Genomic DNA, 20,224 nt, shown 5'->3' with positions numbered 1-20,224 from the left:
TCGGCACACAATCGAAGTCATTGAATTGCAAGCCAATGATCGCCAGATGCCATTATTTTCCCCGGTTGGAGGCTCGCCAGCGAGTACCTCCGGTCGATCCATGGATTGAGCGCATTGGCGACCCGTTTCGCTGTTGACCGGCTTGCACGCAGGCTCTGTCAGCTATTGCTGACGGGCGTGATGTTGGCGAGTCTGGCGTATGCCGGTTGGGACTTTTCGCTGATCACGCGGCGCGCCAGCACGTTGTACGGTCCATCGGTGGAAGGGCGACACCGCGTCGACGCCTGGAGAGCCCTGCTCAACGGCGACAGACCCGCCAACGATCTGGAGCTGTTACAGCGGGTCAACCAGTTTTTCAATCAGGAGTTGCGCTACGTCGAGGACATCGACCTGTGGAAGGTGGATGACTACTGGGCCACGCCTGTTCAGTCGTTGTGGAAAGGTGCCGGTGACTGCGAAGATTTTGCCATCGCCAAGTACTTCAGCCTGCGGCAATGGGGTATGCCCGCAGACAAATTGTTGATCACCTACGTCAAGGTGCTTAACCCGGAGCGTGCGCACATGGTGCTCACGTATTACCCCGACGCAGAGGGTGAGCCGCTGGTGCTCGACAGTCTGGTCGATACGATTGAACCCGCGGACGCACGCAAGGACCTGCTGCCGGTGTACGCCTTCAACGGTGAGGGCGTGTGGTTGCCAGACGCGACGGATACCACCATAGGGAGCAGCAGCATAGCGGGAGACATCAAGCAGTTGTCTCGCTGGCAAAACGTGCTGAACAAGATGAAAGCCGAAGGTTTTCCGGTCGAGGGCAACACGCCCTGATCTATCCGACAGAACAAGGATTGGCCTATGACCCTGTTCAAACAGCTGTTGATCGCCATCTGTCTATTCATGATCGTCGCCTTCAGCGGCGGATTCATGGTCAGCCTGGAAAGCTCGCGCACCCAATACGTCAACCAACTGCGATCCCACGCGCAAGATGCCGCCACTGCGCTGGCGCTGTCATTGAAACCGTCAGTGGACGATCCGACGATGATGGAACTGGTGGTCAGCTCGATTTTCGACAGCGGTTATTACGCCCGAATCCGGGTCGTCAATCTCACCACCGGCAAGGTCATCGTCGAGCGTAACGCCACGCCTGCGGCCACGGCGCCTGACTGGTTCATCGATCTGATTGCCCTCGAACCTGCCGGCGCCAGTGCGATTGTCAGCCGTGGCTGGCGTCCAGCGGCCAAGGTCGAAGTGGTCAGCCATCCGATGTTTGCCATCGGCAAGCTCTGGCAAGCGGCGCTGGGGAATCTGGGTTGGCTCTTGCTGTGCGGTGCGCTCAGCTTCCTGCTCGGCGCGTGGCTCTTGCGCCGGCAACTTCGGCCGCTGGACTACATGGTCGAACAATCCCACGCCATCGGTCGTCGCGAGTTTCTGAGCGTGTCGGAGTTACCCGCCACCCCCGAGTTGCGTCGGGTGGTGCTGGCGATGAATCAGATGGTCGACAAGCTCAAGGCGCTCTTTCACGAACAGGCCGAGCGCACCGAAAAGCTGCGTATCGAGTCCTATGAAGACAGCCTGACGGGCCTCGCCAACCGGCGTTATTTCGACATGCGGCTGAACGAGCACGTCAGTCAGGTCGAGGATGCCCGTTCGGGCTACTTGTTGGTAATGCGCGTGAATGACTTGGCCGGGCTGAACGAGCGCATGGGTGGCCAAAAGGCCGATGCACTGCTGGTCGCGGTCAGCGATGTGCTGGTGCGTCAGTGTTTCAACCATGCCGAAGCCCGGCATTTGATCAGCCGCATTCGGGGTGGCGAGTTCGCGGTGCTGGCGCCAGGGCTGGTCAAGGAAGAGGCGCTGCAACTGGCTCATGAGCTGGAAACCGCATTGAGCAGCCTGCGCGGAACGGGCGCGTCGGACGTCAGCCCCGCAGCGTTTGTTGGCTTGGCGCCTTACACCCCGGGAGACTCGGCGCAAACCTTGATGGGGCTGGCGGACCAGGCCTTGTCTCAGGCAGAAACCCAAACCGAGCACATCTGGTACTGCATCGAGCACGGTGCCGTGGACAGCCTGGAAGACGATCATCACGCGTGGTACGAACTGCTCGATCAGGCGTTGTCGGAGCGTCGATTTCAGCTGTTCTTTCAACCGGTGATGGATGCGAGTGACATCAGTCGCGTGCTGCATTTCAAAGTGCTGTCCCGGGTAATCGACGAGGACTCCCAGACATTGCCCGCCGGGCGTTTCTTGCCCTGGATCGAGCGCTTCGGCTGGTCGGCCCGACACGATCGAGTGATGCTGGAAACCGTTTTCGAACAACTCACTCGTCACGACCAGAAACTGGCGCTGAACCTGTCGGCGGCCACGTTGGGTGATCCCGGCGCGCTGAACGAGATGTTCGATCTATTGCGAAGGCATGCGCACCTGGCGTCGAGGTTGATTCTGGAGATCGGCGAGGAGCAGGTGCCCGATCAGCAGGCGCTGGAGGACCTGACGCGCCGGCTCAAGGACTTGGGTTATTCACTTGCGCTGCAGCATTTTGGCGGACGCTTCAGCATGATCGGCAACCTGTCGAGTCTGGGGCTGGCGTACCTGAAAATCGAAGGCAGCTACATCCGCGCCATCGACCGGGAGCGGCACAAACGTTTGTTCATCGAAGCGATTCAGCGCGCGGCACACAGTATCGACCTGCCGCTGATTGCCGAGCGGGTCGAGACGCAAGGTGAATTCGAGGTACTGCGGGAGATGGGGATTCAAGGCGTGCAGGGCCAGTTGTTCGGTGACCCTGCGCCTTGGGAGTAGCGGTTATTGCACAACGCTGCAGGAGCCGGCTTGCTGGCGAATGCGCAGTGTCAGTCAGTACATTCAACGGTTTTACAGTGCGTTCGCCAGCCACCCTTATCGTTATCGGCCTGTCTTACACATAACGGCCTGTCACAAAGTGCTGCACGTCATTGAAGCCGGGCGTCGAGGCATGACCCGGTGTCACCAGCGAGTCGATAAAGGCCTCGTCTTCCGCCGTGATCTTCACGCTCAGCGCCTTGGTGTAGCTGTCCCACTGGTCTTCGGTCCGAGGGCCGACGATGGCCGAGGTCACCGCCTGGTTGTTCAGCACCCAGGCAATGGCGAACTCGACAAGGCCGACACCTTTGTCCTTCGTGTACGCCTGCAGTTTCTGCGCGATGTGCAGCGACTCCGTCCGCCATTCCGTTTCCAGAATGCGCTTGTCCTGACGGCCTGCGCGGGTGCTGCTGTCGGGTGTGACGTCTGGCGCGTATTTGCCGCTGAGCACGCCGCGAGCCAGCGGGCTGTAAGGCACCACGCCCAAGCCGTAGAACCTGGCGGCAGTGATCTGCTCCAGTTCCGCCTGACGGTTGACGATGTTGTACAAGGGCTGGCTGATCACCGGCTTGTCGACGCCCAGACGCTGCGCGACGTTGACCACTTCAGCAATGCGCCAGCCGCGGAAGTTCGAGACGCCCCAGTAACGGATCTTGCCCTCGCGAATCAGATCGCCGATGGCCGACACCGTCACTTCAAGTGGCGTGCTGTGGTCTTCCTTGTGCAGGTAATGGATATCGATGTAGTCGGTGTCCAGGCGACGCAGGCTGGACTCGATCTCGTTGAAAATGTGCTTGCGGTTCAGACCGCTGGTGTTCGGCGCGGTGTTGCCGGAGCTGCTGCCGACCTTGGTCGCCAGCACCCATTCGCTGCGGTGTTTGGCAATGGCCTCGCCAACGATTTCTTCTGATCGACCGGCGTTGTAGACGTTGGCCGTGTCGATGAAATTCACGCCTTGATCCCAGGCTTTGTCGATGATGCGCAACGACTCTTCGGTGCCGGTCTGCACACCGAACATCATGGAGCCCAGGGTCAGCGTTGAAACCTTGAGGCCGGATTGGCCAAGCGTGCGGTAGATCATTGCTCGATGTCCTTTTCGTCAGGGAAGTGGAAATCAGGACAGTCTGGGCAGGCTCCAGGCTCTGGAAAAGGCCCGTCAGACCGACAGCTCTAGGCCGGACATACTCGCCTGTTTATGGCGGATTTGAAAAGTGACAATTTGGTTTGGAGGCACTCTTCTACAAGGGGATATCCGGGTGAGTGAGTTTCGCGCGTCGCCCGCTAAGAAAGCACAACGTCCCACCCATCGCCGTCAGACACGCCAACACATAGAACATTGTCGGCGCGGGTGTGTTGATCAATAAATAGCCACAGATCACCGGGCTCATGGCACCGCCGAACGCCGCCAGGTTTTGTGCGCCCAGGTAACTCCCGCGCAGATGCTCGGGCGCGATGGTGTCGACGAACAGATACTCGGCCGGATAGATGATCATCTCGCCCAAGGTGAAGACGAACATCGCCGCGCACCAGGCCAAGGTGCTCTGGGCAAAGCTGAATCCTAAGAGGCCAACGGCAAACAGCGCAGTGCCCAGGCATATCCAGTACGGCAACTGCTCGCGCTTGAGAAAGCGACCGATCTGGTACTGCATCAGGATGACCGTTACCGCGTTGCAGGCCAGGACCGCCGACAGGATTTTCAGCGCCTGTGCCGAGGTGTGAGTAACCAGCAGAAACTGAGAGAGGTACAGCGTGTAGCGGCCATGCACGATGGTGCTGAGCAGGCTGCCGCCGGTGAACAGGATCAGCGTTCGGTCGCTTTTGAGTGTCGCCAGGGTGTCGAGAAAACTGCGGGGTTGATGTTCGCGATCAGACACGGTGGGCGGGATGCCAATCATCAGAAACAGGCTGCCGAACGCGATGGCGCTGGCGATCAGAAACGGCGCCAGCGGCAACTGTCCGGCAATCAATACGCCAAGCATCGGGCCGGTGGCGTAGCCGATGTTGGTCAGGGTATAGCGTAGGGAGAACACCTTGGCGCGCTCGCCGATGGGCAGGTTCTCACTGATGATCGCCTTGGAGCCGATCAGAAAAAGCGCTGACGCGGTCTCGGTGATCACCAGGGTCAAGGTGGTGAGGTAGACGTTCTGGGCGAAGGTCAGCAGGGTGAAACCGATAGCGCTGGACAGCATCGCCAGGATCAGCAGCTTGCGCTTTTCCAGACGGTCGATGATGTAGCCGCCGTACAGACCCAACAGTGTGGCGATGAACACCGCGATCCCCATCAACAAGCCGACATCTTGCTGGTTCAGTCCCAGTCTGGTGCTCAGGAACAGCGTCAGCAACGGGCTGGTCATCGCCCGGCTCATGACGATGGTCAGTGAGCAGACCATCAGGCGGCGAATGACGAGGGAGTAGGTGGCCACGGGTGTTGTTATGTCCTTATGAAAGCCTTCTGGCGCACCGCCCATTGTAGGAGCCGGCTTGCTGGCGAAGACGGAGTGCCAGCTGCATGTCTGTCAAGTGACCCACCGCATTCGCCACCGTCGTAACCTCCTGCAGCTCCTACACGTGATTGCGTCCAGCTGTAGCGAGTTTGTTCACGAATCGGGCAGACGCCGCTTACTTGCCCTGATCCATCCCGATCTTGGTCACGGCACCTTGCTCGAGGTCCCACTTCTTGAGGATCTTGCCGTAGGTGCCGTCATCGACCATGGCCTGCATCGCTTCGGCGATGGCTTTAGCCAGCTCAGGGTTGGACTTGTTCACGCCCAGGCCAGTGAACTGCTTGGAGATCGCCAGGCCGATTGGCTTGTAAGTGTCCTTCTCCTGCGACATCAGGTAAGGAATGGTTTCGCTGCCTTGCATGGCCGCGTCCAGACGGCCCTGACGCAGTTGCGCGCGCGCATCAGCGGAGCCTTCGGAGCCGGTCACGATAATGGCCGGCTTACCGGCTGCTTCGCAGTTTTCCTTGCTCCACGCCGCGATTTCCGCAGGCCAGGTGGTGCGGCGGCTGGTGCCGACTTTCTTGCCGCACAGGTCGGTCAGTTGATTCAGCTCGGTGTTCTTGGTCAGCGTGTACAACTGCGGACCGCTGGTGAAGTAATCGATGAAGGTCACCGATTTCTGACGCTCGGCGGTGTCGGTCATGCCCGACAGAATGATGTCGAAACGCTTGGTCACCAGGCCGCTGACCATCTGCTCAAACGCGGTTTCCTGCCAGCTGATTTTCACGCCCAGACGTTCGGCCAGTGCGTTACCCAGATCGACGTCCAGGCCGGTCAGGGTGTTGGTGGCGGTGTCCTTGAAGTCCATCGGCGGATAGTTCGGCACGATGGCGGCTGTGATTTCGCCTTTCTCCTTGAGGCTGGCGGGCACGGCAGCCAAGACCGAAGCGGAGACCATCAGGCCGGCGAGCAAGGTGGGGAGGATCATTTTTTTCATGGTCGTTCTCGTTTGTTCTGGTTTAGGTGCGAACGGCAGAAATGAAGCTTTGGGTTCTTGGGTTTTGTGGGCTTATTAGAATGTCTTCCGGGGTGCCGGCCTCCACAATCTGGCCGCCGTCCATGAACACCATGCGGTTGGAGACTTCGCGCGCGAAGCCCAGCTCATGGGTCACAACGATCATGGTCATGCCGCTGTGCGCGAGGTCGCGCATCACCGACAACACTTCGCCGACCAACTCCGGGTCGAGGGCAGAAGTGGGTTCGTCGAACAGCATCAGCTTGGGGCGCATGGCCAGCGCACGAGCAATCGCCACGCGCTGCTGCTGGCCGCCAGACAGCTCAATGGGATAGGAATGACGCTTGTCTGCCAGGCCCACGCGGGCGAGCAGTTCGATCGCCTCTTCGTTGGCTTCCTTGGGCGAACGCTTGAGCACCTGGATCGGGCCTTCAATGACGTTCTGCAACGCGGTCATGTGCGGAAACAGGTTGAAGCGCTGGAACACCATGCCGGTGCTCAGTCGCTGGCGCGCGACCTGGCTTTCGTTCAGCTCGTGGAGCTTGTTGCCGACGATGCGGTATCCCACCAGTTCGCCATCGACCCACAGGCCGCCCTTGTCGATCTTTTCCAGCTGATTGACGCAACGCAGCAGCGTGCTCTTGCCCGAGCCCGAAGGCCCGATGATGCACAGCACTTCGCCTTGCTCGACCTCGATGCTGACGTCTTTGAGGGCGTGGAACTGGTCGTAGTATTTGTTCAGGCCGACGGCTTTGACGATGCTTCTCATACGAATCTCCAGGGCCTGAATTACGAACGCTTGCCGGCGCCGCGTGCGAAACGCAGTTCCAGACGGCTTTGACCGAACGACAGAACGGTGACCACCGCCAGGTACCAGATGCCGGCGACGATCAGCAGCTCCATGACGCGGGCGTTGGCGTAATAAATGTTCTGCGCGTTGTGCAACAGCTCCGAGTACTGGATCACGCTGGCGAGACTGGTCATCTTCACCATGCTGATGAATTCGTTACCAACGGGCGGAATGATCACGCGCATGGCCTGCGGCAGGATCACCCGACGCAGCGCCTGAAGGCGCGGCATGCCGATGGATTTGGCGGCTTCGTACTGACCGGTGTCCACCGACAGCAGGCCCGCCCGAACCACCTCTGCGGTATACGCGCCCTGATTGATGCTCAGGCCCAGCAGCGCGGCGACGAAGGGGGTCATCAGCGTGACGGTGTCGAGCTGGAACACGCCAGGGATGCCGATCACCGGGAAGATCAGGGCCAGGTTGAACCACAGCAGCAGTTGCAGAATCAACGGCGTGCCGCGAAACAGCCAGGTGTAAATGATCGCTACGTAGCGCAGGATCGGGTTTGCCGACATGCGCATGATGGCCGTGATCACACCAATCACCACGCCGAGGATCATCGCCAGAATCGACATGACGATGGTGTTGAGCAAGCCCCACAAGATGGCTTCGGAGGTCAGGAACTGGCCAATGTAAGCCCACTCGATCTGCCCGTTGGCGAATGCGCGTGCCAGGCCTGCCAGTGCAATCACGATCACGGTCGCGAAGAAGATCCGCCCGTAATAGCGCCGGGGCACGTGCTCGTACTGAGTGATGTCGAACGCGTTCTCGGACTTCTTGCGTTCGGCTTGCAGCTGCTCTGCCTGGTTCTGGTTCATGGTGTTTCTCCGACGCTGTGTTCAGGCCGCGCGTATTCGATGCCAGTGAGCAGCCCTTCCAACCTGCCGATCACGGCGTGTACACGCGTCGGGGTGTGGGGGTGTTCGCTGAGAGTTGAGGGCAGTTTCGAGTTGCAAGTCCTGATCAAAGTGTCAGGTTTTATCGTCTTTAAATCAGCGGGCGGGTCACTGATCGGGGCGTCGTGCGTATGGTTGCCAATCGCCATTTTCTGTGTTCATTATTATCAATCGGGCATGTTTTTGTTGTGAGTCAAAGCCTGTTGAATCTAACGGGCGAGGTAAATAAGCATTATGGAAACTCCACTTTCCACTTCTGGAAACGTGCCGCCAAAACCGGGGATTCGACCGCCTTTATCCCTCAGTGGAATGGACTTCAAGCTGCTTCGGGTTTTTCAGGCCGTGGTCGAGGCGGGCGGTTTCAGTGCTGCGCAGAACGAGCTGAACGTAGGCCTTGCGGCGATCAGCAAGCAGATTTCCGACCTCGAAATCCGCATCGGTATGCGACTGTGTACGCGAGGACGGGAAGGGTTTCATCTGACGGAAGAGGGGAAGCTGGTCTATCAGGCAACCATCGAACTATTTGCCTCGGTGGACACTTTCAGAGACCGGATTAGTTCGGCGCAAAATGAACTCATCGGCGACCTGAGTATTGGCGTTATCGATAACACGATGCCCGACAAAAGTTCGCCGTTAATTGCCTCGCTCAGAACAATGCACGATGAAGCGCCCAAAGTAAGGCTGCGCTTGCATGCCTCGCAGCTCGACGACATCGAACGCGGTGTCGTGGAAGGGCGCTTGAGTGTGGGCATCGTTCCGGTCTACCAGCGTCGTGAGGAGTTCGATTATTTCGAGCTGTACGAGGAGCTTTCCCACGCTTACTGCGCCTTGGGTCACCCGTTGTTCGACGTGGCCGAGCGCGATCTGGACATCGACAGCCTTCGGCACTACCAGGTGATAAACCACCGCTACGCCATTCATCGGGACAAGGCCAGTTTCGTCAACTACGACAGCCAGTCGGCGTCTGCTTCGCAGGTCGAAGCCGTGGCGATTCTGATCCTGACCGGACGGTTCATCGGCTTCCTGCCGGAACACTACGCCCGCAATCTGGTGCGTGACGGCCAGCTACGGGCTTTGCGCCCAGACCTCATTCACCTGAGCACGCCCTTCAACCTCATCCTGCGCCAGAGCGCCCCGCGCAGCCCGCTCGTGAAAGCCTTTGCGCAGGCGTTGGGTGTGGATTTGAAGCGCGTGGTCTGAAGGGCGCACGGCGGGAGCGAGCAGACTCGCGTTAGGCGTGATAACCCGGCAAACCCCAGTCTTCCAGCGCAAACTCCGCCAACGAACCCAACATCAGATCAGCATGTGCATATTGAGCCACCGGCATGTGCGAGTCCGGCACGGCCACGGCGTACATGCCTGCGGTTTTGGCGGCGGTCACTCCGAACGGCGAGTCCTCGAACACCACACACTCCTTCGGATCGACGCCCAGCAGGCGTGCAGCGGTCAGGAAGATATCCGGCGCCGGCTTGGCGGCCTTCACGTCCTTGTGGTCAGCGGTGACCACGTGCTTGAACAGCTCGAACCAGGAGCGGTGATTGCTCGTCTTCGCGTGGAAGTAATGCAGCGAGGAGCTGGTGCCCACGGCAATCGGGATATTGTGTTTCGCGAGATGACGCACCAGCGCTTCGGCGCCGTGCATCGGCTGGGCGTGCGGGAAACGCTCGTCGAGCATCGGTTGGCGGACGGTGAGGAATTCTTCCGGGGACATCGGCAGCTCAAGCGCGCTGATCACGTACTCCGCGAAATCCTGCGATCCACGCCCGATGGAATGCTGTTTCACGGCCCAGTCAAACGTCTTGCCGTGCCAGTTGGCGATGGTATTGGTGACTTCGGTATAGATGCCTTCTGTGTCCAGCAACAGGCCGTCCATGTCGAAAATCACCGCCTTGATCGGCCCCTTTGGCTTTTGCACGTTGCTCATCTCATCGATCCCGTTTGCAGATTGATGCCCAGCCTAACGCCTTGGCGAAGGCCGTGGCTAGGCGCAACACCTGCAAAATACCCTCGGCAGATGCTAATCTCGCCGGGCTCTCGGCAGCGCAAGGTGCTGCTCGGCGCTTGCATCGCAACGCCGAAACCCTTTCGGGGTCAGGGAAGACACGACCTCTCTTCAAGAACGGACATCTTCGAGTCGACACATGAAAAAATCAGTCAACATTGCCGTAGGCGTCGTCGTGGTTGCAGGCGCACTCATCACTGCCGGTGCGTGGTACACGGGGACTCGCCTGGAAGGCGTGCTCGGTGATGCTGTCCAGCAAGGTAATCAGCAAATTCAGGCCGCGTTCGTTGGCCACGAAGGCAGTGCGAGCGTCGAGTTGCTGTCGTTGGATCGCCACTTCTTCACCAGCACCGCGCATTACAAATTCATCGTCCAGAACCCCAAGCTCAATGGCGGTCAGCCGGTGGAGCTGCTGTTTGTGGATAACATCGAGCACGGCCCTTTTCCGTGGAGCCGCGTGAAGTCGCTGAATCTGGTGCCGGTCATGGCGGCCAGCAACATGGCGCTCGAAAAGAACGTGTTTTCCGAGAAGTGGTTCGCCATGACCCATGATCAAGCGCCACTGACCGGGCACTTCAGCATGGGCTACGATCGCGCTGCGTTGGGCCGCATCGAATTCTTGCCATTCCAGTTCGACGATCAGAACGGCTCATTCAAATTCTCGGGTTTCACCCTCAACGCATCGGGCAGCGCCAACGGCGAGAAGCTGGAAGCCAACGGCGTGCTGGGCAGCCTGGACGTCACCGCGACCTCCGAAGAAGGACCGGTCAGCCTGTCCCTGCGTGATCTGACGTTCAACACCGGCGGAACCAATGGCAAGTCGGGTTTCTACCTGGGTCACAGCGACGCCAAAGTGAGCTCGGCGACATTCCAGGCCGCAGGTCGTCCGCCGGTGCAGTTCAAGGACTTCGTCAACACCAGTCTGTTGCAGGAAGTCGAGGGCAACCTGAACGCGCAAGTCACCTACGACATCGGCAACATCACGTTCGACGGCAAGGCCATTGGCTCATCGCAGATGGTCTGGAAGTTCGCCAACTTCGACATCGCGTCGACCAAGGCCCTGTTGCAGATCTATCAGGAAAAAGTCCAGCCACAGGCCCAAGCCGCGGCGGCCATGGGTGAGTCCTACACGCCACACCTGAGCCCGGCGGATCAGGCGCTGGTGCAGGCTGAAGTCGGCAAGTTGCTGTCAGCCAAGCCGCACATCGAACTGGAAAAGCTGTCGCTGAAAACCGCCAATGGCGAGAGTCATTTCAGCCTGTCGATGGACCTGAGCAACCCGACCTCGCTTGATCAGCCGGGCGCCGCGCTGCTCAAACAGCTGGTGACTCAGCTGGACGCCAAACTGCTGCTGTCCAAACCGATGATTCAGGATCTGGCCAGCTTGCAGGCGCTGTCGGACGGACAGACCGACCACGCCGCCATCGCCGAACAGGCCAAAGGCGCTGCCGAGTCGGTTGGCGGTATGGCGATCATGTTGCAAGTGGGCAAAGTCGAAGGTGACAACATCACTTCCAGCCTGCACTACGCCAACGACGTGGTGGACTTCAACGGCGTGAAAATGAGTGCCCAACAGTTTGCCGCCGCCATGATGGGCAAAGTAGTGATGTTCAATCAGGCGCAGTGAGGTCAGGTCGTCTGGTGCAGTCTTTTACTCCGCACAGGCGACAGAATCTGTAGGAGCCGGCTTGCTGGCGAACGCGGTCGATCAGTAATGACTCTGCTGATTGACACCGTGCATTCGCCAGCAAGCCGGCTCCTACATTTGATCTTGAAGGGCCAAGGCTTCCAGGCGACCGCTGTCACACCGGTGGCTGACGCGCGATCTCGGTTGGCGGCTCATGAGTGTCTCGCTCAGGCTTCACGTTACGTGACGACATCTCCGCCCGCAGCTGTGGCAGACATTGCGGGTATTGTTTGGCGACGAAGCTGATCAACCGCTCGCGCATGTGGCAGCGGGCATCCCAGCTGCGCGACGAATCCACCGAACTCAACAGCACCCTCAACTGCATCGCCCTGTCCGTTGTATCAGTGACCTGCAGCACGCAGACTCGACCATCCCACAGATGCGGAATGTCTTTGCAGATGCGCTCCGTTTCGGCCCGAAGCTCTTCCAGCGGCAGCGAATAATCCACCCACAGAAACACCGACCCGATCAGGCTCGACGTGCTGCGGGTCCAGTTCTGGAACGGCTTCTCGATGAAATATTGCAGCGGAATCACCATCCGCCGCTCATCCCAGATTTTCAGCACGACGTAGGTGCCGCTGATCTCCTCGATGCGTCCCCATTCGCCCTCGACGATCACCACGTCGTCCAACCGGATCGGCTGTGAAATAGCGATCTGCAACCCGGCGATCAGATTGCCCAGCACCGGTTTGGCCGCGAAACCCGCCGCCAGGCCTGCAAGCCCGGCGGAAGCCAGCAAACTGGTGCCGATCTGTCGCACCGGCGGAAAACTCATCAGGATCAAACCGGTGCCGAACAGCAACACCAGCACATTCAAACAGCGCACCAGCACCCGCACCTGCGTCTGGATGCGTCGCGCTTGAAGGTTGTCCTCAATGTCCAGCGGGTTGCGGATCGCCACGGCTTCACCGATGGCCTTTACACAACCCAGTGCCAGCCAGGTGAACGCCGCCACAACCAGCATGCCGTTGAGATGACGCACGCCATTGATCAGCAATAGATCATCGGGCGCAGACGTCCATACGGTCTGCAGCGCCAGCAGCGGGATAAGCCAGAGCGTAGGCGGTTCTGCGCGGTGGATAAGTTGTTGGGCGAAGACGAACGATTTGGCGACGCGTCGAAGTATCACCAGCGCAATCCAGCGCACCACCAGTGCGATGCACACGGCAACGGTCGCGGCGATCAGGGTATTGAGCCAAGGCAACGGCAGGGCATTGAGCCAGGCGTCCGGGAGTACGCGTTCCATACAGGTCACTCGTGAGGAAGACGGTTCAAAGACAAGGAGTGTGAACCCCTCAGTTCCTCATCGTTCCCCGGTCGCAGGACAATTGCCCGAATGTCATCCCTCCCGAGATCAGCGTGCCAGAGCGTGCGAGCCGGTAAAGGCGCTATAGGCGCCGCTGCGTGGGCGGGTCTCCAGCAACTGCGCGAGTAACTGGTCAATGAACTGGCTGCCGTGATCGACGCTGGTGTCGACCACGTACTCAGGCTCCATAGGCGCTTCGTAAGGGCTGTCGATGCCGGTGAAGTTACGGATCCGCCCCTCGCGCACGGCCTTGTACAAGCCTTTAGCGTCTCGGCGCATGCATTCGCTTAACGGTGTACTGACGTGCACTTCGATGAACTGCCCTTCGGCGAAATGCTGCCGACAGGCGTCGCGGTCTTCCCGATAGGGCGAAATCGCAGAAACAATCACGATCAGCCCGGCATCGACCATCAGTTTGGCGACCTCGCCAATGCGCCTTACGTTTTCCCGTCGGCTTTCTTCGCTCATCCCTAAATCCTGACACAGGCCCCTGCGCAGACGGTCACCGTCGAGCAAGTAACTGTGCAGCCCGTGGGCGACCAATGTCTGGTCGAGGTGATTGCCCAGCGTGGTTTTGCCGGCGCCGGACAACCCCGTGAACCAGATACAGCATGCGCGCTGGCGCTTGAGCGATTCACGATCAGCCTGGGGCACCGACAGGGGCGAGGCGATGATCATTGGGCGGGGTTCTGCGCGGGCATCAGTCATAGGAAAACAACTCGTAGTCTCGGGCGTAAACCTCGCGGATCCGTTTGCGCGAGGCGTCTGAACACAACCCGGTCGTCTGATAGCGTGGCCCGGGAGAACGGTTGAGGTGGCGCAACTGAACGTTGATGTCGAGGTGTTCGCACAATGCGGTGAAATCCGCTTCCAGATGTTCCTGACGGCCAATGAAATCCACCGCAATCTGCCCCATGCTGTTTTGCAGGAACTGGTATTGCGGCGCGAAGTGTATTTGCTTCGATACATTCTCCGGGTGCAACCAGCCATCGACGAACGTATCGAACCGCGAATAACGGCTGACCAGTTCGAAAGCGGCTCTATCCCGCTGCTGCGGGTTCTGCAATAAATAACGATAAGCCGACAGTGCTCGATGTAATGGATCACGTACAAAGCCAAACTTGAAGTATTGCTCATAGCGTTCTTTGAATTGTTTTTCATACCAATACAGCGGCAGATGGCCGGTGGGTGTGTCACCGAAGATCGACATCGCCACGCTGCTGCCTGCGCATTTCGGCACATGAATGAAAATGCACTCGAAATGGTCAAAAGCCTCGGGGAACCGGGCCTTGCGCGACAGCGTCTTGTTGATCACCTGACGATCCACGACCGACAGCCGCTCCAGCAAAAACTCACGATGCTGCTTGGGGAATAACTTCCAGAGTAAATGATTCATCAGGGTGGCCTGTAACGAAGTATGAAGCGACGTTCAGATTACAGGTAGTAAAAACACATGAGCGAAACTTTGCAAATACTTTACGCTGAAGATTTTGATGTAAGCGATTGTAGATTTTTGTAGGGAGTTTGGTACTTTTCAGACTGTTTATAATGATGCGTAAGTCGTTGGGCTGTTTACGGCATTGTATGCTCTGCCGTAAACAGCATTGTTGCTTTTAGGGATGGGTTGCGTGCTGACCGTCCAGGCTGCCCTGCAAGCGTGCCCTGATCCGCCAGCACTGGCTGATCTTCTGCTCACGGGTGTTCTTGGCACAGCGCTCAGGCATCAGTGAGTTCTTGCACTCCTTGTCCATCAATTCCATGGCCTGATCACTGCTGCAATCAAGCGTACTGGCAGCCGATGCGGTTTGTCCTGCGTTTGGGATACGCAAGTCATGGCGCTGAGGCGGGTAGATGCTGACCAATATTATGGACGCAGCGATCACGGCGACCGAAAGAAGGATCTTGCCTTGATTGAAATGCAGGAACGTCTTGATCGCTTCTCTGGCTGGCGCATAAATCTGAGGGTGGCGATAGGGCGACAGGAATATCCAGGCCAGCATTAGCAGTGTGTAGCACAGCAGAGCGGCGGGACCTTGCAAACTTACCGTTGCGCCGACCAATATCAGCGGAGTGCCATGGCGCAAAAGAAGTGCCTGAGATGCCGGCCAGTGCAACCACTCTGGAAGCAGGCGGTCGCTTAGCCATTCATCAGTGGTTTGAAGCACCTTCACCACGTGAGCCCATATTCCTGCCAGTAGTCGGCACACAACTGCCGCAGTGAGGGGAAATATCAGCAGAATAAATGTCGCACCGATGCCATCCAGTTTTTTTCCGGACATGATCGCGTCGGGCACCATGAAAAACAATGAAAACAACAGCCAGCCGAACCAAGTCCAAAGGGCCGGGATCATTGGGGCAACCTGCAGGCTACGCCAGCTTTCCAAATCGGCGTTGGGGAATTCCGCTACCACGTCCGGGTAGCGGTTTTTGAGAGTCGAGCACAAGCGTTCACAGGCGATCCAATCGTCTGCGCCGAAGAAGCGTGCCAAGCGCAGACGTTCTACTTTGCGGCCCGGGTTGAGAACCATCCGGGCGGCCTTGCCCTCAGCATTGTCGGTATTGGCGTTGTTGATCAGCTTCTGCAAGTGCTCAATGTAAGCGTATTTCTCACACCGCTCGATCAAGTGTCGCCAGATGAACTCAGGTTCTGGGAACACCCCTTTGCCGTCGTCCCAACCGAACAGCGTGCAAACTCTGTCAAACAGGGCGGCGGTCCAGCCTTTGTGATTGTGCAGAAAAAACATTGCCCAGCGCTGGAACTGGTCGCGACGCTCAAGGGCTGCCAGCCAAGGGCGCTGGGCCAGTTGCTCCAGTGCCGCCAGGAAAGCGGGCTCTTGGTCGTCAGCGAGCATCTGCTCAAGCCTGGCGCTTTCGTTTTCCAGCAACATATGCGTCAGCTGAACTTCATGGTCCGCGCTGATACGCATGCTTTGCCAAGGCGTCAGCCAACGCAAATGGATCACGGCAACTGTCAGGAGGTCGAGGTCCGATGGGTCGCCCTCCAGACAGCGCTCCAGCAGGCACTGCTGGAATAGCAGATCGCAGTTCTGTGTCACTGCGTTTTGGTGTTGCTGCTGAAGATTCTGCGCGGTGGTTTGCTCCAGCAACTCGCGCGCAGTCTGATGCACGATGGACTCTGCAATCCGATCAGGGGCCGCCCGATCAATGATGAATGTGTCACCCGGTATCGGTTGCTTGGCTACTGGTGCAGCCCCGGCGAAAGCGTCTGACAGGCGCTCAACTGTGGTGGTGGGCGTACTGAAATCGTCCTCATCATCAGCACGGTTGCGTGCCCAACTCAGAGCGCGTTCATAGGCCTCCCGAAGGCGCTGGAAACCCTCAGGATCATCATCCGGGCGCGTAATCTTCAGCAGTTTGGCGTATTGGCGTTTGATGGCGCGTTCATCGGCGTCATCGTCCAGGCCCAGCAAAGTCCAAGGATTCATACTGCTCACCAATCCCCTCGTTCGAAGCGTTCGACCTGCTCGGCGAGTTGTCGGCGCACCTCACTGATCTTTCGCTCGTCCTGAGTTTCCAGCACACGCTGGAACTGGCTGGCCCAAGACCCCACAAGCTCCCGGGCATCGCCCAGGTACTCCTGATACAGCCGTTCAAGCTGGGCCGTCATGTGTGTGTTCACTTGCTGGTCGCGCGGATGGATCTTCAGCGAGTCGAGCGCCTTCAGCCGCTCTTGAATCTCAGTAGGCGTCAGCACGCCAGGATTGTTCTCGATTACCAGTGTGTGCGCTTCTCCCGTTAACGGAATACGTACGTCGGCCTCCAGAATGCCGTTGTTGTCGTAGGTGAAACGTACGTCGATCTCAACCTCGCCGGCAGGGCGGCGAGGTACCGCGATTTCCAGTTCACCCAAGGCCACGTTGTCCTTCACTTTGCGGCTTTCACCCTGAAAAATCTTCACCACCACGTACTGCTGCTGATCGTTGACAGTGTTAACGGTTTTAACGCGGCTCACCGGAACCACGGTATTGCGCTCGATGATCGGCAGGTAGTGGCCGCCTTCAAAGCGGTTATCACCCACACGGTGCATCGTTTCGATGCCCAAGGTGTACGGGCAGACGTCGGTCAGCACGACCTCATCAAGCGCCGCATCCCGAGCCTTCAAGGCCGCTTGAATCGCCGCGCCGTGAGCGACCACCTCGTCAGGGTTGAGGCTGATGGACGGGAAGCGACCAAACAAGCTGGCGGCGAGCTTGCGGATCAACGGCATGCGCGTCGTTCCGCCCACCAGGAGAATCTCGTCCAAGTCCGCGACCCGGATACGCGCATCGCGCAGCGCACGTTCGATCGGCGCGCGCAGACGATCCAGCAACGGTGCATACAACTCGATCAACTGATCCTGCGTCACCGTCTTGCGCCATTCGCGGTCAGCATGACGCAACACGAACTCGGCGCTCGCGTCCTGTCCCAGCGCCTTGCGAACGCGCTCCGCTTCGCGACGCAGAGACTGTTTCACCGCAACAGCCGACGGAAAACCGCTCTCGTTCCGGTGCAGCGTCACGAAGTGCTCCAGCAACAGCTGATCGAAATCCTCGCCGCCCAGGAAGTTATCCCCAGCGCTGGCGCGAACTTCCATCACCCCGTCGAACAGCTCGAGGATCGACACATCGAACGTGCCACCGCCCAGATCGAACACCAGAAACGACGTCTCGCCTTCTTTCTGGTGCAGACCATAGGCAAGCGCCGCAGCCGTCGGCTCGTTGATCAGCTTCTCGACCTTCAAACCCGCCAGTTCACCGGCCACCCGCGTGGCCTTGCGCTGGGCATCGCTGAAGTACGCCGGCACGCTGATCACCGCTTCGGTCACCGGCTCGCCAAACGCACGCTCAACGTCGGCTTTCAGGCTCTTGAGCACTAATGCCGACAGCTCTTCCGGGCGATAACTGCGCGAACCGAGTTTCACCTCATGCGCACTGCCCATGTGGCGTTTGAACAACGCCGTCGTACTGCCCGGATGCGTCTGCAACCGCTCACGCGCGGCCTTGCCCACCAGCACATGCCCATCGTCATCCAGCCCCACGACACTCGGCGTCAACCACTCGCCCAATGCATTACTGACCAATTGAGTAGCCCCATCGCGCCAAACGGCGACCAGACTGTGGGTGGTACCAAGATCTATACCGACGATCATGCCGAACGTGCTCCTTGCGGGACTGCTGTGTGTCTGTGCTGGGTAGACGGGAAAGGTACGGTGTAATTAGTTCGTATCGGCCTTGGCTTGCTTACCTTGAGTTTTTTGGGCGGGAGCCGGTGGGATTCGATGAAGGGTCAAGCATCCGTTTAAGCGATAGCAAAGGTGCTTCACTGGCTATGTCTTCGCCGTCGTAACGGTGTTCTTCAGTGCGCAGGCGAGCTCGCTGTAGAAAACAATTTTACCGCCGTGCCCAATGCGCACCCGCCGATGGATATTTAAGGCTTTTTTGATTTCCAGACGCGCATCGCGGCAGTGAATGACAGCCCTTTGAAGCAAAACGCCATTGCGTTCACATCCACCCACGTGTAAACGCTAGCCGAGCTGAGGATGGTGGAGCCGTCTTGATTAGATAACTCTAAAAAATAGTGATCCTTTTCATAATCGCCCGCTCCGTCAATCTTCAACGCGTAGCGCGCCGGGCGCAGGGTAATTACGCAATCATCTGAAAGATAAACTTTTTTCTGAGTCTCGACAGCGTCCTGATTCCAAGGATTCTTTTCTGCAAGCTCAGAAAATTGGTCGTTGTCATGAAGCACTGTGTACCAAAATGGTTTTACCTCGTCCTCCAAGGCTTTTTGCAAGTCTGAACTTGAGCGTATGACTATTTTTTTCATCTCAGTAGTCCAAATGAAGATTAGATGTAACGCCTTTTTCGATGTTCCAGGCGTTCACATGGGGGCCAGCACCTAACTGAGGATGTCCAGGCGAGTCATCTCTCCAGCCAGCGGTTTCTGACTGATTCTTCATCCCAATCTTCCCTTGAGAGTTTTTCCATGAAGGTGGACCTCCTCGAAAGTCTGCTTTTGTTATGGGAAGGGGCCTAGAACCCAAGTCGCCCGCAATCTCCGCCCCCGCCTGTCTTGCGGCTCGTCGATTAGGCATTTTGTATCGATTTTCACCTGCTGCAACACCGCCATGCTTTCGGATAATCGTCTCTGCATGTGCCTGTGATTTGGTATCGCGGAAGCATGGCTTCCAGCCCCAAGGATCCACCCATCCAATCGGATTCGGCGCGTACTGATATAAATTCAGCCCGCCCGCCAGCCCAATCGGGTCCGGCGTAGTAAACCGGCCTATGTCAGGGTCGTAAAACCTGAAGGTGTTGTAGTGCAGTCCGGTCTCGCGATCAAGGTACTGGCCCTGAAACCTGAGGTTCTGCTCCTCGATGAAATACGGCTCACGGGTTTCTTCCAGGGTGCTGCCCCATACCCGGTAACGTGCCTGCCAGACCGTGGCGCCGTCGGTTTCGGTGAGCTGTTCGGGCAGGCCGTTCAGGTCGTTGTGGTAGTAGCGAATCTTCTCCATTTCGCCGTAGCCATCGACGCGGGCGATGGGGTCGTAGCCTTCGGCATAGAGGTACACGCTGCTTTGGCTGTTGCGCTGCTCCTGCAACAGTCGCAGGCCATCCCACGTGAATCGGGTTTCGCCGAGCAAAACGCCTTGTGAATTGTGTTCGCTTTTGCCGATGCGTCGGCCGAGCGGGTCATAGCTCATACAGACGACGTTGCCGCTTGGATTGTGAACCTCGATCAGGCGGCTTTCAGCGTCGTAAACGAATCGTTGCGTGCCCTGTCGCGCGCTGCGTTTCTCGACCATGCGGCCAAAGCCGTCGTAGCGATAACGCTTGTCTTGATACGTCAGCAACCTGTTGTGCTGCACCCATCCTACACCGGTAAGCGGCCCGTCCAAGAGGTTTGCGGCAGCGTCGTAGGCAAAGGTTTCGCTGTTACCGTGAATGCTGGCCTGACTTATTCATTATCACTCCGACATCACCCGACCAACACACCCGGTGTTTACACGAAGTGAAGATCACCCAGGTTTCCGCGAGTCACATTTAGCTGGGAGCTGAAGCACAAACCGAGTGCCCACGGGAATTTCGGAAATGAACTACAGATTAAGCATCCGCTTTCTCTCATGTTTGCTGCCCGGAAAGTGGAATGATCCCCTCACATCGCCAGTTTGTTGAGGAGTACTGCT

At 58.3% G+C, this 20,224-nt stretch carries 16 protein-coding genes and 1 pseudogene; 4 read left to right on the top strand and 13 right to left on the bottom strand.

Annotated features, from left to right (window positions below):
• Positions 1-114 precede the first annotated feature (114 nt).
• Together lapG and lapD are read left to right on the top strand one after the other, a co-directional pair.
• Positions 115-825 carry a cysteine protease LapG gene (lapG, locus tag BLS87_RS11015; RefSeq protein WP_074752510.1) on the top strand — a complete coding sequence of 237 codons (711 nt, stop codon included), beginning with the start codon at positions 115-117 and terminating at the stop codon, positions 823-825.
• Positions 826-852: 27 nt separating this feature from the next.
• Positions 853-2,796: a cyclic di-GMP receptor LapD gene (gene lapD / locus BLS87_RS11010; protein WP_074752509.1), complete on the top strand. Its 1,944-nt coding sequence runs from the start codon at positions 853-855 to the stop codon at positions 2,794-2,796.
• A gap of 115 nt (positions 2,797-2,911) precedes the next feature.
• Here lapD and BLS87_RS11005 read toward each other — a convergent pair whose 3' ends face one another.
• The 5 genes from BLS87_RS11005 to BLS87_RS10985 all read right to left on the bottom strand — a co-directional run bounded on the left by BLS87_RS11005 (position 2,912) and on the right by BLS87_RS10985 (position 7,962).
• A complete protein-coding gene (locus BLS87_RS11005) occupies positions 2,912-3,916 on the bottom strand; it encodes an aldo/keto reductase (protein ID WP_074752508.1) in 1,005 nt (334 codons plus the stop codon).
• A 157-nt stretch (positions 3,917-4,073) separates the two neighbouring features.
• A complete protein-coding gene (locus tag BLS87_RS11000) occupies positions 4,074-5,258 on the bottom strand; it encodes an MFS transporter (protein ID WP_074752507.1) in 1,185 nt (394 codons plus the stop codon).
• Between the two features lie 196 nt (positions 5,259-5,454).
• Positions 5,455-6,276 carry an ABC transporter substrate-binding protein gene (locus tag BLS87_RS10995; RefSeq protein ID WP_074752506.1) on the bottom strand — a complete coding sequence of 274 codons (822 nt, stop codon included), beginning with the start codon at positions 6,274-6,276 and terminating at the stop codon, positions 5,455-5,457.
• Between the two features lie 22 nt (positions 6,277-6,298).
• Positions 6,299-7,063: an amino acid ABC transporter ATP-binding protein gene (locus BLS87_RS10990; RefSeq protein ID WP_074752505.1), complete on the bottom strand. Its 765-nt coding sequence runs from the start codon at positions 7,061-7,063 to the stop codon at positions 6,299-6,301.
• A 20-nt stretch (positions 7,064-7,083) separates the two neighbouring features.
• The gene (locus BLS87_RS10985; RefSeq protein WP_074752504.1) at positions 7,084-7,962 is read right to left on the bottom strand and encodes an amino acid ABC transporter permease; all 879 of its coding nucleotides are present in this window, start codon (positions 7,960-7,962) and stop codon (positions 7,084-7,086) included.
• Positions 7,963-8,274: 312 nt separating this feature from the next.
• Between BLS87_RS10985 and BLS87_RS10975 the strand changes: the two genes are divergently transcribed.
• Positions 8,275-9,240: a LysR family transcriptional regulator gene (locus tag BLS87_RS10975; protein WP_074752502.1), complete on the top strand. Its 966-nt coding sequence runs from the start codon at positions 8,275-8,277 to the stop codon at positions 9,238-9,240.
• 31 nt (positions 9,241-9,271) lie between these two features.
• Here the strand turns inward: BLS87_RS10975 and BLS87_RS10970 are convergent, their stop codons facing one another.
• The gene (locus tag BLS87_RS10970; RefSeq protein WP_074752501.1) at positions 9,272-9,964 is read right to left on the bottom strand and encodes an HAD-IA family hydrolase; all 693 of its coding nucleotides are present in this window, start codon (positions 9,962-9,964) and stop codon (positions 9,272-9,274) included.
• Positions 9,965-10,181: 217 nt separating this feature from the next.
• Here BLS87_RS10970 and BLS87_RS10965 point away from each other — a divergent pair, with 217 nt between their 5' ends.
• Positions 10,182-11,669 (top strand): YdgA family protein, encoded by a 1,488-nt coding sequence (locus tag BLS87_RS10965; RefSeq protein ID WP_074752500.1) that lies wholly within the window; start codon positions 10,182-10,184, stop codon positions 11,667-11,669.
• Positions 11,670-11,844: 175 nt separating this feature from the next.
• On the opposite strand, the gene BLS87_RS10960 is transcribed toward BLS87_RS10965, so the two are convergent.
• From BLS87_RS10960 to BLS87_RS10930, 7 genes and pseudogenes are all read right to left on the bottom strand, one after another.
• Positions 11,845-12,975 (bottom strand): mechanosensitive ion channel family protein, encoded by a 1,131-nt coding sequence (locus BLS87_RS10960; RefSeq protein ID WP_074752499.1) that lies wholly within the window; start codon positions 12,973-12,975, stop codon positions 11,845-11,847.
• A gap of 108 nt (positions 12,976-13,083) precedes the next feature.
• Entirely contained in the window at positions 13,084-13,743 is a 660-nt protein-coding gene (gene cysC / locus BLS87_RS10955; RefSeq protein WP_074752498.1) for an adenylyl-sulfate kinase, read from the bottom strand.
• A complete protein-coding gene (locus BLS87_RS10950; protein WP_074752497.1) occupies positions 13,736-14,434 on the bottom strand; it encodes a sulfotransferase family 2 domain-containing protein in 699 nt (232 codons plus the stop codon). Before BLS87_RS10950 ends, cysC begins: the two co-directional genes overlap by 8 nt.
• 214 nt (positions 14,435-14,648) lie before the next feature.
• Entirely contained in the window at positions 14,649-15,923 is a 1,275-nt protein-coding gene (locus BLS87_RS10945; protein WP_143024354.1) for a hypothetical protein, read from the bottom strand.
• A 563-nt stretch (positions 15,924-16,486) separates the two neighbouring features.
• Positions 16,487-18,184, bottom strand: coding sequence for a molecular chaperone HscC (locus tag BLS87_RS10940; RefSeq protein ID WP_074752495.1), 1,698 nt, complete (start codon positions 18,182-18,184; stop codon positions 16,487-16,489).
• Between the two features lie 278 nt (positions 18,185-18,462).
• Positions 18,463-18,861, bottom strand: coding sequence for a hypothetical protein (locus BLS87_RS10935; protein WP_074752494.1), 399 nt, complete (start codon positions 18,859-18,861; stop codon positions 18,463-18,465).
• A 1-nt stretch (position 18,862) separates the two neighbouring features.
• Positions 18,863-19,996: pseudogene (locus BLS87_RS10930) on the bottom strand (RHS repeat domain-containing protein); the annotation flags it as partial.
• Positions 19,997-20,224 lie beyond the last annotated feature (228 nt).

Origin of the sequence: Pseudomonas abietaniphila (assembly GCF_900100795.1) — a bacterium.
In the GTDB taxonomy this organism is placed as follows: Bacteria; Pseudomonadota; Gammaproteobacteria; order Pseudomonadales; family Pseudomonadaceae; genus Aquipseudomonas; species Aquipseudomonas abietaniphila.
This window is presented reverse-complemented; position numbering and strand designations above follow the sequence as displayed.

Excerpts from the sequence above, each read along its gene's own strand:
- lapD (WP_074752509.1), top strand. The coding sequence starts at position 853 with ATGACCCTGTTCAAACAGCTGTTGATCGCCATCTGTCTATTCATGATC.
- BLS87_RS11005 (WP_074752508.1), bottom strand. The coding sequence starts at position 3,916 with ATGATCTACCGCACGCTTGGCCAATCCGGCCTCAAGGTTTCAACGCTG.
- BLS87_RS10995 (WP_074752506.1), bottom strand. The coding sequence starts at position 6,276 with ATGAAAAAAATGATCCTCCCCACCTTGCTCGCCGGCCTGATGGTCTCC.
- BLS87_RS10990 (WP_074752505.1), bottom strand. The coding sequence starts at position 7,063 with ATGAGAAGCATCGTCAAAGCCGTCGGCCTGAACAAATACTACGACCAG.
- BLS87_RS10985 (WP_074752504.1), bottom strand. The coding sequence starts at position 7,962 with ATGAACCAGAACCAGGCAGAGCAGCTGCAAGCCGAACGCAAGAAGTCC.
- BLS87_RS10975 (WP_074752502.1), top strand. The coding sequence starts at position 8,275 with ATGGAAACTCCACTTTCCACTTCTGGAAACGTGCCGCCAAAACCGGGG.
- BLS87_RS10970 (WP_074752501.1), bottom strand. The coding sequence starts at position 9,964 with ATGAGCAACGTGCAAAAGCCAAAGGGGCCGATCAAGGCGGTGATTTTC.
- BLS87_RS10965 (WP_074752500.1), top strand. The coding sequence starts at position 10,182 with ATGAAAAAATCAGTCAACATTGCCGTAGGCGTCGTCGTGGTTGCAGGC.
- BLS87_RS10960 (WP_074752499.1), bottom strand. The coding sequence starts at position 12,975 with ATGGAACGCGTACTCCCGGACGCCTGGCTCAATGCCCTGCCGTTGCCT.
- cysC (WP_074752498.1), bottom strand. The coding sequence starts at position 13,743 with ATGACTGATGCCCGCGCAGAACCCCGCCCAATGATCATCGCCTCGCCC.
- BLS87_RS10945 (WP_143024354.1), bottom strand. The coding sequence starts at position 15,923 with ATGTTGCTGGAAAACGAAAGCGCCAGGCTTGAGCAGATGCTCGCTGAC.
- BLS87_RS10940 (WP_074752495.1), bottom strand. The coding sequence starts at position 18,184 with ATGATCGTCGGTATAGATCTTGGTACCACCCACAGTCTGGTCGCCGTT.
- BLS87_RS10935 (WP_074752494.1), bottom strand. The coding sequence starts at position 18,861 with ATGAAAAAAATAGTCATACGCTCAAGTTCAGACTTGCAAAAAGCCTTG.